General features: G+C 38.7%; 15 protein-coding genes. 6 read left to right on the top strand and 9 right to left on the bottom strand.

What is annotated here, in order from left to right; genetic code table 11:
* Positions 1–5: 5 nt before the first annotated feature.
* Genes pnuC through DWW91_RS14225 form a run of 3 tightly spaced genes read left to right on the top strand, consistent with a single transcriptional unit; the run spans position 6 to position 2,364 of the window.
* Positions 6–599, top strand: coding sequence for a nicotinamide riboside transporter PnuC (gene pnuC / locus DWW91_RS14235; RefSeq protein WP_010801817.1), 594 nt, complete (start codon positions 6–8; stop codon positions 597–599).
* A 60-nt stretch (positions 600–659) separates the two neighbouring features.
* Positions 660–1,703: a YhcG family protein gene (locus DWW91_RS14230; RefSeq protein ID WP_007655278.1), complete on the top strand. Its 1,044-nt coding sequence runs from the start codon at positions 660–662 to the stop codon at positions 1,701–1,703.
* A 25-nt stretch (positions 1,704–1,728) separates the two neighbouring features.
* The gene (locus DWW91_RS14225; protein ID WP_010801815.1) at positions 1,729–2,364 is read left to right on the top strand and encodes a thiamine diphosphokinase; all 636 of its coding nucleotides are present in this window, start codon (positions 1,729–1,731) and stop codon (positions 2,362–2,364) included.
* A gap of 126 nt (positions 2,365–2,490) precedes the next feature.
* Here DWW91_RS14225 and DWW91_RS14220 read toward each other — a convergent pair whose 3' ends face one another.
* The 3 genes from DWW91_RS14220 to DWW91_RS14210 are packed head-to-tail and all read right to left on the bottom strand — an operon-like array spanning position 2,491 to position 4,970.
* Entirely contained in the window at positions 2,491–2,859 is a 369-nt protein-coding gene (locus tag DWW91_RS14220) for a hypothetical protein (protein WP_224263558.1), read from the bottom strand.
* Between the two features lie 57 nt (positions 2,860–2,916).
* A complete protein-coding gene (locus DWW91_RS14215) occupies positions 2,917–4,404 on the bottom strand; it encodes a DUF3868 domain-containing protein (RefSeq protein ID WP_122328187.1) in 1,488 nt (495 codons plus the stop codon).
* An 8-nt stretch (positions 4,405–4,412) separates the two neighbouring features.
* Positions 4,413–4,970, bottom strand: a complete 558-nt coding sequence (locus DWW91_RS14210; RefSeq protein WP_010801813.1) for a DUF3575 domain-containing protein — start codon at positions 4,968–4,970, stop codon at positions 4,413–4,415.
* A gap of 320 nt (positions 4,971–5,290) precedes the next feature.
* On the opposite strand from DWW91_RS14210, the gene DWW91_RS14205 reads away from it, so the two are divergent.
* From DWW91_RS14205 to DWW91_RS14195, 3 genes are all read left to right on the top strand, one after another.
* Positions 5,291–6,160: an Rpn family recombination-promoting nuclease/putative transposase gene (locus tag DWW91_RS14205; RefSeq protein ID WP_122328109.1), complete on the top strand. Its 870-nt coding sequence runs from the start codon at positions 5,291–5,293 to the stop codon at positions 6,158–6,160.
* A gap of 165 nt (positions 6,161–6,325) precedes the next feature.
* Positions 6,326–6,631, top strand: coding sequence for a hypothetical protein (locus DWW91_RS14200; protein WP_122328108.1), 306 nt, complete (start codon positions 6,326–6,328; stop codon positions 6,629–6,631).
* A complete protein-coding gene (locus DWW91_RS14195) occupies positions 6,628–6,903 on the top strand; it encodes a Txe/YoeB family addiction module toxin (protein WP_010801738.1) in 276 nt (91 codons plus the stop codon). The genes DWW91_RS14200 and DWW91_RS14195 overlap by 4 nt, the downstream gene beginning before the upstream one ends.
* A 102-nt stretch (positions 6,904–7,005) precedes the next feature.
* Here the strand turns inward: DWW91_RS14195 and DWW91_RS14190 are convergent, their stop codons facing one another.
* From DWW91_RS14190 to DWW91_RS14160, 6 genes are all read right to left on the bottom strand, one after another.
* Positions 7,006–7,458: a DsbA family protein gene (locus DWW91_RS14190; RefSeq protein ID WP_122328107.1), complete on the bottom strand. Its 453-nt coding sequence runs from the start codon at positions 7,456–7,458 to the stop codon at positions 7,006–7,008.
* 261 nt (positions 7,459–7,719) lie between these two features.
* A complete protein-coding gene (locus tag DWW91_RS14185; protein ID WP_122328106.1) occupies positions 7,720–8,169 on the bottom strand; it encodes a DsbA family protein in 450 nt (149 codons plus the stop codon).
* A 43-nt stretch (positions 8,170–8,212) separates the two neighbouring features.
* Positions 8,213–8,605, bottom strand: a complete 393-nt coding sequence (locus tag DWW91_RS14180) for a DsbA family protein (RefSeq protein WP_122328105.1) — start codon at positions 8,603–8,605, stop codon at positions 8,213–8,215.
* 759 nt (positions 8,606–9,364) lie between these two features.
* The gene (locus tag DWW91_RS14170; RefSeq protein WP_122328103.1) at positions 9,365–12,529 is read right to left on the bottom strand and encodes a DUF4906 domain-containing protein; all 3,165 of its coding nucleotides are present in this window, start codon (positions 12,527–12,529) and stop codon (positions 9,365–9,367) included.
* 22 nt (positions 12,530–12,551) lie between these two features.
* On the bottom strand, positions 12,552–13,688 hold the full coding sequence (locus DWW91_RS14165) for a hypothetical protein (protein WP_122328102.1): 1,137 nt from the start codon (positions 13,686–13,688) through the stop codon (positions 12,552–12,554).
* Positions 13,689–13,714: 26 nt separating this feature from the next.
* Positions 13,715–14,779, bottom strand: a complete 1,065-nt coding sequence (locus DWW91_RS14160; protein WP_122328101.1) for a hypothetical protein — start codon at positions 14,777–14,779, stop codon at positions 13,715–13,717.
* Positions 14,780–14,869: the final 90 nt, after the last annotated feature.

Here is a 14,869-nt window from a genome sequence, read left to right as displayed (position 1 = left end):
AAATTATGGAACAACTATTAGAATATTTCGGTGTCATTACAGGTTTTCTCTACCTGTTATTAGAGATCAGGCAGCATAAAGCAATGTGGGTAGTAGGCTTCCTCACCTCCCTGGTCTACGTATTTGTCTTTTTCTTCTCAAAGATATATGCCGATATGGGGCTGAATATCTACTATGTTGCCATCAGCATTTACGGTTTCAAAAAATGGACCTGTACGAAAAAAAGCGTCACTGAAGAGAAAGTCTCCGATGACCTGATTTTCTACCGTCATATCACCTGGCCGTTATTAGCAGGGATAGCTTCCGCTATCCTCGCTATATACGCCCTATTATATTACGTACTCCATAACTTCACAGACTCCCCCATCCCGATGGGCGACGCCTTCACCACCTCCGTCGGCATCGTAGCCACCTGGATGCTGGCCCGCCGTATCATCGAACACTGGATCTTCTGGGTAATCGTCAATTTCGTATCCGTTTATCTTTATTACCTCCGTGGCCTCTATCCAACCATGTTTTTGTACATTTGCTACGCAATATTGGCCATCGTCGGATATTTCACCTGGAAAAAGAAAGGAATAAATAAAGAACGGATATGAAATGTTGAAAATAAACTCTACATTTGTGAGGTATTACAAACTTATTAAAAACAAAACCTTATGAATGTAATTCTTAAATCTGACATTGAATACAAGCAATGGCTCACCGATCTTAAATTCCGTATACGAAACAGCCAAATCAAAGCAGCATTGAAAGTTAATACAGAATTAATCAACCTATATTGGGAGCTTGGAAAGGAAATTGTTTCCAAACAGGAACAATCACAGTGGGGGGATGGCTTGATAAAACAATTAAGTTCAGATCTACAGCAGGAATTTCCTGAGATGAAAGGTTTTTCCACAACCAATATCAAATACATCAAAAGATGGTATTCATTTTATAACCAAGACATTACAATTGGTCAACAAGTTGTTGACCAATTACGGGAAACAGTTTCACAAATTCCCTGGGGACATAATTTACGTATTATCATTCAATGCAAATCCATTGAAGAAGCATTTTTTTATATACACAAAACAATTGAAAACGGTTGGAGCCGCAGTATTTTAGAATTACACATCAAACAACAAGACTACCAACGAACAAGGCATTCCGTATCAAATTTTTCCCGTTTGTTACCAACAGTCCAGAGTGACCTGGCCCAGGAATTACTAAAAGATCCTTACAATTTCGATTTTCTTACACTTACAGATAGCTATAAAGAACGTGAACTGGAAAATGCCTTAACCGACAATATCACGAAATTTTTAATTGAGTTAGGAGCTGGTTTTGCCTACGTAGGCCGCCAGATACCTTTAAAAGTAGGTAATAAAGAATTTTATCTGGATTTACTCTTTTATCATCTAAAACTACGATGTTATATTGTTATCGAGTTGAAAGCAACCGATTTCATACCAGAATATACCGGCAAATTAAGTTTTTACCTGACTGCAGTAAATGATTTATTGAAACACCCTGCAGATAATCCGTCAATAGGTCTGTTGATATGTAAAAATAAAGATAGCTTTATTGCCGAATATTCATTGAAAGGAATTAGTCAGCCCATCGGCGTCTCGGAATACGAACTAACTCGCCTATGTCCGGAAGACTTCAAGGGAAGCCTGCCTTCAATAGAAGAAATTGAAGCTGAATTAAAAGAATAAAGTTTAAAGAAAGGAATAAATACAAATGGAAACATTATATGATTGTGTAGTAGTTGCTAACGGCAGTTTTCCGCAAACAGCGGGGCCGTTGGAATTATTAAAAGCAACACCCGTCATCATTGCCTGCGACGGGGCCGTGCAGAACCTTCATGAAAGGGGGTTGGTCCCGTCGGCCATTGTCGGTGACCTGGACAGTATTCCATCGGAAATGCTCCGGCTATATGCCGACCGTATCCATACCGTGGAAGACCAGGAGATAAACGATCTGACCAAGGCTGTACGTTTCGCCCACGCTTCCGGTTACCGGAAAATACTGATTCTCGGAGCTACGGGACTTCGCGAAGACCATACACTCGGAAATATCTCCCTGCTGACAGACTTTGCTCCTCTATTCGAAGTCGTGGAAATGCTCTCCGATTACGGTCGCTTCATCCCTGTCCTCCGGACAACAACGCTACCATGCACACCCGGCCAGCAAATATCCATCTTTTCCATGTATCCCTGCGGAGAAATAACCACCGAAGGCCTCCGATGGCCCATCACCCGACGGCGCCTGACATCCTGGTGGCAAGGCTCCCTCAACGAAGCCCTGGGAACCGAGTTTACCCTCACCTTATCCCCCGATGCCCGATTAATCATCTATTTCCAGTCCCCCGCATAATTTTCAATCTTCAATTTTCAATTAAAAAAAAATGCCCCGGAAGGATAACCACTCACTTCCGGGGACTTAATACACCCTCAATTTTACAACTTAGTATACTTAACCGAAGCCTCACGGCTTCACCTTTTATGCTGGTAATTTATTCAGCTGACAAGCCTTCCATTCGGGGAAGCCATCGATCTGATCGTTCAACTGAAATAAGAGCTTGTCGTCAGCCACTTGTTTCAAAATAGTCTTCGGAGCAAGAGGCAAACGCATGTCGTCCACTTCAAAAAAAGCTTTCAACAGAATCACGTCATATCCGTCACGAACTATTTCCTTCTTTATTACAACCGGCACTTTCAACTGAGCCAGATAATAAGCGGAACGTTCATAGGCGCACCATTTATTTCCTTCCAGATACAGATGCACTCCGTTCTGGTTGTCAATCTCGTTTACTAAAACGTATTCGACTTGTGCAGCATGTTCCATATTATTATTTTTATGCTTTTCCATAAATCATTCTGATGCAAAAATAGACTCTATTTATTATAATTCCACACGGTATACATATCAATTATGCATGTTGAAACTATCAAATAAAGCATTATCATCTCTTTTCTTCTGTAATTCTCTCAAATTAGCTGCTGCGTCTATCACACCGGCTTCTTTTGCCTGTTTCAGCAAAGTTTCTGCCCCATCAAGATCACCCTCAATTAATTTTATAACGCCACGGGCATGGATTGCTTCAGCCGAATTACCTGCTTTCGACAGATATTTTTTAGCGGATTCGTAATCACCTTTTCCTATAGAGATATTAGCAGCATTCAGATTAGCCACCGGATCAGAACTGTACATGCGTACAGCAATTTCAAATACATCATTATATTCCTTGCTTCCCGTTTCATAGCTGTTGGCTACGGCAAACATTTCACTCAGACTCAATTGTTGCGGACGGGTCTTGATAATCTCACGACCTTCTTCTACCGTAAACTCACGAACCGTATAGTCGATACGATATTCCGAACGGCGCAACGACGGGAAAATATTTTTCAAAACATAACTAAAAGCAGATCCGCTTTTCAAAGCACGTAGTTTAGCCTCTTTCTGGTCGGGCTGCAAGTCACTGTTGATAATACTAAGCACTTCGTCACGTGCCGGCATATCATAGTCAGCCTCTGCCTGCGCTTTGAAACCGGCCCAGTCTTCAGGTTCGTTTTCCAGCGTAAAGAAACTCTGCGGGAAATCATTCTTCGAACGGATATAATCGCGCAAAGCCTTCACACGGTTATCCGACAAACGGTCGTTGGAAGCATACGAACCTTCCGGCGAAGCATAACCTTTTAATATAATACCCTTCGGAGTGATATTCTTATCCGACGTTACCGAACGGATCGTACTGTTGATCTTATCCAATTCAGACGCATTATTACGGAAATCCGGCAAGATCTGCGATTTTCCCACCTGGAAATCCAGATAAGCAGTTCCCACTTCGGCACGATGTTTCTCAGTTTCAGCCTCCGGCGAAATATATGCCAGTGTCGGCTGCACCTTATACCGTTCCGTCGGTGCCATACGAATCTTATCGGCGATCAGCAACGGACCCACCGCTTCTTCTTTTCCACAACCGCACAGATCCTGTGCCAGAATGAAACGGGCATCTTTCATCCATGGCTCCCAGGCTATCACCATTTTATAAGGAATAGTATGCTCCGAAGCGTCACTGGCCCGAAGAACCTGATAACGCGGTTCATCTTGCAAGTTCTTCAACGCGACTTCACGTTTATAAACTTTTGCACGATTTTTTCCGTTCAGCAATATGGAAGGAAGTCCTTCTTTCTGTTCTGCACTTTCCAACAGTGGAGTCAATGTCAATGACTTACGCGATTCGATCAGGTCACCCTTCACCCGGATTGTTGCATCGATATAAAGTGAATCCCCTTTCTGCATCAGGTCGTTGCAAGCGACACTGATCGGACTGTTTCCCGTTTGTGCTCCTGTTGGAACCACACCGGCCACCAACAAAGCGGCTGCTATATAGATATTCTTTCTGTTTTTCATTGTCCCGATCATTTAAAGAAATAAATAAAGGAAAGAGCGGCTTTTGTCACGCCGAAATAATCCTTGGTACGGCTTTTCTCGATAGAGCCGCAAACAGCACACGGATACTTGTCGTCCTCCAAATGCGCCCAACCCACACCGATCACAGCTTCCATACTCCACCGGTTACTCAGCAACCACTGATAACCATACGACAGACCTGCCCCATACAGATGTCCCTGATAACGGTGATTTTCCATATTTTCACCCAGAATCTTCAGACCACCCACATTATAATCAGCATAATGAGCATGCACACCGAAGAAATGTCCGTTAAATTTCTCGCACAGCCAATAACGTGCTTCCGGCTGTACCAGCCAATGTTTAAAACGAGCTTCGTCTCCCAGCATCCAGCCGTTATAGTTACCGGACAAATCCAGCGACCACTTTTTGCTCAATCCGACCTCTACTCCCAGGTTAATGGTAGCAGTAGCATCGTAAAGCAAGTTAGACTTCACCGCAAACTTCTGTCCATAGACATTCGTCATACCTGCCAAAAGCAAAAAGAGGAAAAGTACTTTTTTCATATACATTATTATTATAATTTCATTTACCCTGCAAATCTAATTAAAAAGAAAGATTTTCAACGTTTACAAAAGTAGTTATTTACTTTATTCCAAATAATAGGCAAGTCTTTCAAGTTAATAGGGTGTTTCTACCAAATTAGCCGGTTTTGATAGAAACACCACCTCACCTCGCCTCTACGGATAGAAATACCGACAAAACATAATCTGCGAAAGTTGCGATTTTCTTGGATTTCATTCTCAAAAAGCAGTGACTTTCGCGAATGGTATTCCAAGAATGTCGTATATTTGTATAATTATAAATATCAATATATTATACAACTATGAAAGAAGAAAATTACATCCGATTCGATTGGGCCGCAAAAAGGCTCTTACGCAACAAAGCGAATTTCGACGTGCTCGAAGGATTCCTCAAAACTCTTTTGGAAGAAGATATTCATATCATGGAAATTCTCGAAAGTGAAGCAAACATGGAAGACGAGAGTGATAAATTCAACCGTGTCGATATCAAAGCAAAGAACAGTAAAGGCGATATCATCATCATTGAGATACAAAACACACATGAGATTTATTATCTTGAACGCATTCTTTACGGGGTAGCGAAAGCAATTACCGAACATATTAATATAGGAGACTCGTACTCATCCATAAAAAAAATCTATTCCATCAGTATCATCTATTTCGATATGGGAAAAGGAGAAGACTATATTTACAAGGGTTCTTCACGCTTCTGCGGACTCAACACCCATGATGAACTCGAAATCAGTCTAAAAGAAAAGAATGCCATCATCAGAAAAACACCGGATAAAATTTTCCCGGAATACTATCTGATACGCGTCAACGAATTCAATAAACTTGCCGTAACTCCTTTAGAAGAATGGATCACTTACCTGAAAACCGGGAAAATATCCTCCGAAGCCAAAGCCCCGGGACTTCCCGAAGCGCGCGAAAAACTTCGCTATTACGATATGCCCCCTCAGGAACGTCAAGCCTACGACCGTCACTTAGAAAATATAATGATCCAAAACGACGTCCTAAGTGCTGCCAAGGAAGAAGGGATTGAGCAAGGAATTGAACAAGGTAGCCTAAAAGCCACTAAGGCTATAGCATTTAACATGAAAGCCAAAGGCTTGGATCCGCAAACTATCAGCCAATATACCGGACTTTCTCTCGAAGATATAGCCATACTATAACACAAATCAGAGAGATACATAAATATTTATTGCCTTCGCCACTACCCGAACCGGAAAGCGATAAAATCTTTCCATCGTGCAATCGTTAAAATAACATTATGCATATATTATCATTATATACACATTGTATTTTTTGCATATATTTGTACTCATAATATTTAGAATATGAATACAACAGAGTTATTTAAACAACGAAAAGCAGTAGATCTTCCATCTGATTCGGTTAAAAGTTTGGCGATGGCTGCTGCTGCAAAAGGAATAAGTTTGAAAAAATATTTGGAAAATGTCTTGCTAGAACAAGCAAAAGCAATTGATGCAGCCTTAAATAACCCAAGTCCATCAGGTGATCCTTTTTTTTCCGATGAAAGAAATATAAACCGTATTTTGCAATCTAGCGAACAAGCAAAGGCCGGAAAAGTGACTACCATAAGTGGGAAAGATGAATTATTCAGACTATTGGAAGGGTTATGAGTTTTAACTTATCTTACACTGATGATGCCATTGATGACATCCGTTTGCTAAAAAAGAACGAACCCTCTGCATATAAAAAGCTGACAAAACTACTTGTTGAATTGATGGAACATCCGGAAATCGGAACAGGAAAGCCGGAACAGCTACGAGGCAATCTCGTCGGCAAATGGTCACGCCGAATAACAGATAAACATCGCTTGGTTTACGAAATCCACAAAGATAAAATTGATGTACTTATTGTCAATGCCTATGGTCATTATAATGATAAATGAATCTTGGTTCTAACCTGATTCTTCCATTTAAGAAAAAACAAAACAGGCACGCCCCCGTTATCCGGTCCATGCCTGCTTTGTTAATCAGAAAAAGAATAGTTCCTATTCGATTTCCGGACGGTCGGAACCACCGCCTTCGCTACTGCCCGAACCGGTTTCATCGGTTTTGGGGATTTCGAACTTCTGGATACTTACTTCGTTCAACATACCCTTGAAATACCCCCCCGGGGTAAAGATGATTTTACGATGGCGCAAAACCTCGGCATTTACAGCCTCTTCCGTATCCTGGCTCTTGCTCCCGAAAGCAGGACGGAACGTCCCGAAATCACCCAGCTTCACCGACAAATGATTTTCCAGATTCCACATGATAGCATCGATCAGACCGTCAGTCACCATTTTCACTACGCCACGGGGCGCCATACCAACCTTGGTTACCTGATCGCAAAGAGCGGAATAATCTACCGTACCTGCCAACAGAGGGCGGGCTACATACTTCACTGCCTTGGTTTTATCAAACCCGAAAACAGTTTTCTTAACTACATACTTTAATGCCATACTAGTTATTTTTAAATGATTATAAAAAAGGATATAATGAATTCTTTGTTTTCAATAAATAATCGATTACACTGCAAAGATATACTATGCTCAAAGGGGTAAAAAGCAATAAAAACAGGACATCAAAACGCAATAACATTCTAATAAACAACGTATTGATCCCAATAAAAACTCATAAAAGAAGCTTTTTTCCTGTTCTCACTGCTTCTCTGAAACAGCAATATTTTAGATACTTTAATACGTTACTTACTCCGGCGAAACCTATTCGATTTCCAGACGATCTTCCGAACCGCCGCCCTGAGAACCGCCGGTTTCATCAGTTTTGGGAATTTCGAACTTCTGGATGCTTACATCACTCAACATCCCCTTGAAATAAGAACCCGGAGTAAAGATGATTTTACGATGGCGCAAAGCTTCTGCATTCACGGCCTCTTCCGTATCCTGGCTCTTGCTGCCGAAAGCAGGACGGAACGTCCCGAAATCACCCAGCTTCACCGACAAATGATTTTCCAGATTCCACATGATAGCATCGATCAGACCGTCAGTCACCATTTTCACTACGCCACGGGGCGCCATACCAACCTTGGTTACCTGATCGCAAAGAGCGGAATAATCTACCGTACCTGCCAACAGAGGGCGGGCTACATACTTCACTGCCTTGGTTTTATCAAACCCGAAAACAGTTTTCTTAACTACATACTTTAATGCCATACTGATTTGTTATTAAATGATTATTAAAAAATAGACTACAAATTCATCGTTTTTCGGACTTCCGGACACTTGCATTATCCAGTATCCTTTTGAAATTTCCGCTTGTGGTAAAGATTATTTTGCGACGGCACAAAACATCTGCATTCACATCCTTTTCCTCACTCTGAGGCTTACATCCGAGTCCCGGACGGAACGTCCCGAAATCATCCAACTTCACCGACATGTGATTGAGCAGATTCCATTCCAACACCTTGATCAAATCGTCGATAACCATTCTTATCACACTGTTCGACACTCCCATACAACGTTTGGCGGCCTGTTCATAAAGCTCGGGATAATTCACTGTACCGGCCAGCAGAGGGCGGGCTACATATTTCTCTGTCTTGGTTTGATCGAAACCAAAAACAGTTTTCTTGACTACATACTTTAATGCCATACTATTATTGTTTTATGATTACGAAACAAAGGTACAGTAGGTTGTTCCGATGAAAACGGGATAGAACGGTTTAGTGCGGGATAAGAAGGTTTAAATAGGAATAAATCGGTTTACTGCCATATATGTTCCTAATCGCAACCGTTTTTTCATCCAAACACCGTCAAAGCTTTGTTTCTTGATAATGTTACAAAGATAGGACATCGGTTAGGGGCCGAGGGATCCTACGGAAGGATACGGGACTATTCGGGAACATTCGGGCACTTTTTGTTGAAAAAAGGCAAAAACCGAATACGTTTTTCTTTATTACATACTTTAATGCCATACTATTTTGTTTTAAATGATTATGAAACAAAGATACGGCGAGAGGTTACGGCCTTGAAGACCTATGTGTTTTCACGTGACGAAACGGCACTTTTTTCATTTAATTGCTTTTTTGTACCGTTAATAGGAGATGATAACTACAAAAAGAACCGCCATCCTGAGTCAAAGGATATGGGATAATTCTGATAAATTTGGACACCTAAATTTTATTCCACATGTTTTTCCATGACACTATCTTCACATTAGCTGAATTATACAAAAATAAAATGATGACCTAGCCAATAAGATATCATACTGAAAGTAGAATATCCAAATTGGAAAAATGAAAAATACGGAACTCGTATTGAATCCCGTATTTCACATTTACACTATATATTTTATAATACTATTTTATAACTGATATTCAACACATATCATTAGTATAGAAAATCTACATTCTTATTTTTTATCTTTCACACAACGAACTTTGGCCGACTTAGTATCTTTACTTAAGGTTATATTTCCATCAGTATTCAAATTATAAACAATACCCAACTCTTTTTTATAAGATAAAGAGGACTTCGTATTAGAAAATATCATTGAAGATGAAGAATATCCACTAAAAGCTCGGATCAATGTCAGCTCACGCATATTAGGAATGCGCCACCCATTTGGACAAGGAGATACAACCGTATTCGCATAAATACTTTCACTGGTTATTACATTATTTGTAAGCCCATCCTTAACAATGAAGGACATATAAGGACGATTATACTCACTCAATTCATCTCCAATTACCAATTCTTGTCCTTTATCATCTGTTTTTCTCAAAGCTTTAGGGTTAACATTAGACAAATCAAGAAGTACCCCTCCAGTAGCCGTCTCCTTAGAAACATACTTGATTACTTCATCTGTCTGTGTCGGTTCTTCTTTATGATTATTATAATTAATCCCCAAATTACGGACACAACGATAATTCCAATATCCGTTATTCATTCTATTAGAACCAGTAGCAGCACCTTCTTCTGCCCAAAACTGAATATTATTACTATTAGTAAAATGATAATCACGATAATTACCACTATTATCTTGACCTTCAGTTCGCGTCACAGTTTCACCATTTGGTAACAATTGAACATCCACAGGAAGCGCATCTTTCCCTAAAAATAAGCCTGTCATTTGATTTATTGCAGGTAAGTACCAGCGTACTTCATCATGCTGAATCTTACCATCTCCGTTTAAGTCACGATTTCGCTGAAGACAAGCTTGCTGCAAAAGGGCTACATTTTCTTTCTTCTTCAATTGATTGGTTGTCGATACAATATAATCCCACCAACTCGCATCGGCTTTGTAACCTATATTCTTGAACATATTATATCGTCCATTATCTTTTGACTCCGACATCAGCACATTCGAATTTTCAACAGGCAATCTTCCATTCAAATACGTTTTATTATCCTTTTTTGCAGTAGCATAAGCACATTCATTTACAGACTCAACCCCCCAACCTGTAGAAGCGTTATCATTATAGAACGTTTTAATAGACTTCTGGCTTATTAAGAAGTTTGATTTAGTCAAACTACTTTCTTCATCTTTACTATATTCCGTATCGCAAAGAATATGCATTTCACGGTTTTCCTTATTTACAAACTTACTCCAATGAGGAGAACCAGTAGTCTTTCCCGTAGGATCAGCATCATAATAATATTCATCGACAAAAACAGTAAATACGGCATTACCATCTGAATCATATATTGAATTTTCATCAACATCTTTGTTCTTGTCATCCTTTAGTTTCTGGATCAATGTTTTAATATCAAGACGCTTACTATTATCCGAAGGAAACTCCGTAAAATCTTTATTGTAAGTATATTTTGTTTGAATTGAAGTCTGAGTTATACCACATTTCTCATAATACCAACCAGACCAAACTCCCTTTTTTATAGTGGTTGCATCTACTCTAAAATTAGTTTCTTTTGAGACTGGAACTTTAATTCCCTCATCATAATCATCTAAAGCAGAATAAGACAGGTCTAGAACTCTATAAGCAGGATAAACATTTTTTATTTTATCATCGTAAAGTTTCTTGTATTTTTTTTCACTATACGTATACTTATTGACACTTCCGCCACCATTTCTTTCTTTAGAATTTTGCACAAACCAAACCCACTTGTAATCTATTGCTTTATCACCTCTTCCATCTTTATCAAAAGGTGTTTTTACTCGGAAAGAAGCATCAGCAGAAACATTTCCTTTATTAAAAACAATCGTATGTGTAGTATAGTGCGCATCTACAAAATAGAATTGATCTGATTTTACAACATCGCCTTCAGCACCTGGTTGTTTTTCTATTACATCATTCGGTGTTTCATCATTAGAAGATTCAACTTCTAACTCGATATTATCTACTCCCTTTACTGTTACATTATAGGTATAGGAACAATTTCTTTCGCTCTTGAAATCGTCGGCTTTATCTTTGAGGAAACCCAAATGAATTGTATATTTCACTTCCGCCGTTTTTTCTTTCAAAGTTCCATCATCTCCTAGATATTGTTCGTAATAAGAACCTATCATCTCTACATACGTAGCATATTTATGCGCATTTACATAATCGCCATTCTTTCCATTACCATCTTTTTGCTGTCTTTCTCTTTCATTGTAATCAGTAATTTGGTTCAATGCCCGCTTACGGTTTTCAAACATATAAAAAACAAAGTCTCCGCCAATTATATTATCTTCCTCGTCTTGCAATGTCTGATCAAAATTTTCATATGGATCATCTTTGGAAGCTTCTGTATCTGAGTAAAAATCACCAGGACTACTGGTTTCATCTCCTGCACTGTCATGTGTACTCCCTTTCTTATCTGAATAATTCCTTTCAAAGACATACGAAGTAACCGGGACATTCAATACACGGTATCCTTTGGGAGTAAATGTTTTCTTCAACCCATCTGCTTCGCTAACTTTTACATTAAACTTAATACGTGAATCCATTCTGGCTAAATAAATTTTACCTTCTGTAGTCGGCCGACCATCCACATCAATAGAAACTGTTCCTCCGGTAAGAGAACCCACATCTTTACCATTTTGAGCAAAAGATCCACTCATCAAAAAACGCCCACTTCCACGATCTACCGGAGCATTTTTATCAGTCAAAGCTGCCGACAACTCCTTTAAATCATCTACCGACTGTAACTCCCCCAATATTTTAGAAGCTTCATAGGCCTTAGCACCAAACAAGTTAGCAATAGCAAATATCTTTTTATTATTCTCCGATATAATCCCGTCTAAAGAGATTGTACCAGTTGTTGCCTGGTTATTATCATCATTTTTCTCTGTTACATTTTGCAAGTCTCCATACGCAAACGAAAACGATTTTTCGAATGTTCCGTCCGAATGAAACACAAATACATACAGATCATAAACTTTGTACTCTGCATTGGTAGAAACAACACCTTTGGTAACCACTTTTTCAGCAACTCCTTCAGCAACAAACGATAATTTAGCCGTTACAGGAATACCTTCTATCACTTCCTTACCCTTTTTAACAATCGTTTCATCAACACAAGAGTTTAACAGAAACAATCCGAGTAAAAGCACTAATATATTATTGTATAGTTTCATATTTCGTATATTTTAAGTCTGTTTAATTAAAAGATGGAATATTCACCGTTTCTTCATTCCATGAGACCACCTCATAGTTCAAATTCGTAATAACACTTTGATCCATTTTTAATGTACCTGTTACCTCATAATAATTTCCACGTACAAGGCCTTTTGTTATAGCTGGATTTATATATAAAGTATAAGTATTCTCCACAGAAAACGCTCCATCCTGTGTTTTACTCATCTGCCCTGTCATCTGAACTGTTAACCCTGATTTATCATCATCATAATGAGGTTGCTCATAAGTATAAAAAACAATATCATCTACTTTCTGAACAGAAGAACCAGATGCTTTCTTATAATATGCATCAAAAAACGAATCAGAATTACCGACTTTATACTCCCAAATACCTGAATAAAGTTTTATCTTACTAATACTTACTCCGTATTTAGATTCATCCTTTTGTATTCCATCAGTCATTTTAAAATACATTTTATCAGAAACACTCAGGTTCAAACGAACCTTTGCTGCCAATTGTGATAAAGGAACAACCGGAGAAACGCCTTCTTTTACTTGGTCGTTTGCATCAATCAAATTCCCGGATGCATTAAATCTCATTTCACATTCTCCTTGCTTTATTAATGATTCAGGATTAAATGTATAATAAGTATGCTCTGTATCAAATCTTTCTTTACTTAAAACAGAAGCTGATTTCCAATCCGAATAACTCCAATTCACCATATCGGAGTTGTTTGATGAAGTCAGGCTTCCATCTGTCGGACAATTAGCAATAGCTATCACCATTAAATCAGTTTTGATTGGAAGCGTTAAACCCAGGATGGTAAAAGAACCACTCTGAGTATTAATACCAGTATGGAGATTTGCATATATTTTTTTACTCCATGCGTCATCGTCTCCTTTTGCAAAAACAGCGATAAAACAGTTATTCACTTTCAATTCTGATTCTGTTGAATAACTATATCCATCTGCATGTCCTGGTACTTCATTTGCACCAGAAATCTCTGCTGTTGCTTTTGTATTCACCCCATCATTCATTGTAAACTGAAGCGTGAATGTGCCAGTTTCATACGGATGTTCGTCTATTGGAGACTCTTCACTACAAGAGGCAACAAATATAAACAGCAAGATTAAGCCTAATATTTCTCTTATATTCATAATATTAAATTTTACCCTTGTTATTATTAATTTTTAGATCCGTTGATTTCACCCAAATCAATTGTATTCGGAATCCAATCCACAATCTCAAATGTTACATCTTCTGATACGTGAGTAATTTTCACATGCAGTTTATATAACTTACCCGCTTCCACAGATTCAACATACCCCAGATTATTATTTGCAGGTGTTTTAATTGTATAAGTTCTTTCATACTCTACGCCACCCGTTTTATATGTTATAACCAATTTTGTTTTTGTTGAATTAGTAGCCGGATTCTCGTAAGCATAAAAACGTGTATCCCTTCCATACATCGGATAAGGATTCTCTATATCGTCAGTAATAGCGCCTTTAACTTTTGCTGTTAACGCCACATTTATTAATTGCAGACCAACAACTGAAACATCGTTTCCATTTTCAACCTCAAAAGAAGTCAATTCTACTGCTGCAGAACGCTGATAAACGGGAATCTCAACCTTACTACTTATATTATTAACCACAGAGGTTGTAGCATTATAATCAGACATTATCACTTCACCAACTTTAACCAATACAGTTGGTTGTTCTTGCAGTGGACAATTCATCAAGTCATCATAAGTTGTACAGTTTTGTAAATCCTCCAAACTACTCATTTCTGCATATTGTCCCTCATTAGGATTAATTTGGGCTACGGCAACAAAACGTAATTTCGGACGATCTGTTTCTTTTTCTGGAACCTTGATTGTTATGGTCTTATTTAAAGAGTAAGTTACTAATTTATCGCTAATAGAGCCAGTTCCCATTTCATCTTTTCCATTCCAGCAAGAAGCTAATAAATTCCCATCGACTGCATCAAAGACTGCAACGTAACAATTCTTTACACTATATTCATTCTCTGTGCCAAGTACAGATTCACCACTACTAATACTACTAGATCGTGTTTGCACTCCAGCCTGAGCCGGAGTAGAAAAAGAAATATTAAATGTAGCAACAGCTTTCGATGATTCTTGAACTTCTTTGTTGATATCGTTCATCATTGTATCCTCTTCCATTGAACAGGCAACTACGATGAAAAGAAAGCTTACGATTGATATTATATTTTTCAGTTTCATAACCTTATAAGTTAATTTCGTTTTTTTACTACCCTATATTAAAAGTCGTTTACATCTGACTTACACTGCAAATGTATAGCGATTATCAAC

It is taken from the genome of Parabacteroides sp. AF17-3 (assembly GCF_003635445.1).
Lineage (GTDB): Bacteria > Bacteroidota > Bacteroidia > Bacteroidales > Tannerellaceae > Parabacteroides > Parabacteroides goldsteinii.
The sequence above is the reverse complement of the archived record's forward strand: the minus strand, read 5'-3'. Positions and strand labels throughout refer to the sequence as shown.

Coding starts and splice junctions, on each gene's coding strand:
- DWW91_RS14205 (WP_122328109.1), top strand. CDS start 5,291: ATGAAAGAAGAAAATTACATCCGATTCGATTGGGCCGCAAAAAGGCTC.
- DWW91_RS14190 (WP_122328107.1), bottom strand. CDS start 7,458: ATGGCATTAAAGTATGTAGTTAAGAAAACTGTTTTCGGGTTTGATAAA.
- DWW91_RS14185 (WP_122328106.1), bottom strand. CDS start 8,169: ATGGCATTAAAGTATGTAGTTAAGAAAACTGTTTTCGGGTTTGATAAA.
- DWW91_RS14210 (WP_010801813.1), bottom strand. CDS start 4,970: ATGAAAAAAGTACTTTTCCTCTTTTTGCTTTTGGCAGGTATGACGAAT.
- DWW91_RS14225 (WP_010801815.1), top strand. CDS start 1,729: ATGGAAACATTATATGATTGTGTAGTAGTTGCTAACGGCAGTTTTCCG.
- DWW91_RS14165 (WP_122328102.1), bottom strand. CDS start 13,688: ATGAATATAAGAGAAATATTAGGCTTAATCTTGCTGTTTATATTTGTT.
- DWW91_RS14195 (WP_010801738.1), top strand. CDS start 6,628: ATGAGTTTTAACTTATCTTACACTGATGATGCCATTGATGACATCCGT.
- DWW91_RS14180 (WP_122328105.1), bottom strand. CDS start 8,605: ATGGCATTAAAGTATGTAGTCAAGAAAACTGTTTTTGGTTTCGATCAA.
- DWW91_RS14215 (WP_122328187.1), bottom strand. CDS start 4,404: ATGAAAAACAGAAAGAATATCTATATAGCAGCCGCTTTGTTGGTGGCC.
- pnuC (WP_010801817.1), top strand. CDS start 6: ATGGAACAACTATTAGAATATTTCGGTGTCATTACAGGTTTTCTCTAC.
- DWW91_RS14200 (WP_122328108.1), top strand. CDS start 6,326: ATGAATACAACAGAGTTATTTAAACAACGAAAAGCAGTAGATCTTCCA.
- DWW91_RS14220 (WP_224263558.1), bottom strand. CDS start 2,859: ATGGAAAAGCATAAAAATAATAATATGGAACATGCTGCACAAGTCGAA.
- DWW91_RS14160 (WP_122328101.1), bottom strand. CDS start 14,779: ATGAAACTGAAAAATATAATATCAATCGTAAGCTTTCTTTTCATCGTA.
- DWW91_RS14170 (WP_122328103.1), bottom strand. CDS start 12,529: ATGAAACTATACAATAATATATTAGTGCTTTTACTCGGATTGTTTCTG.
- DWW91_RS14230 (WP_007655278.1), top strand. CDS start 660: ATGAATGTAATTCTTAAATCTGACATTGAATACAAGCAATGGCTCACC.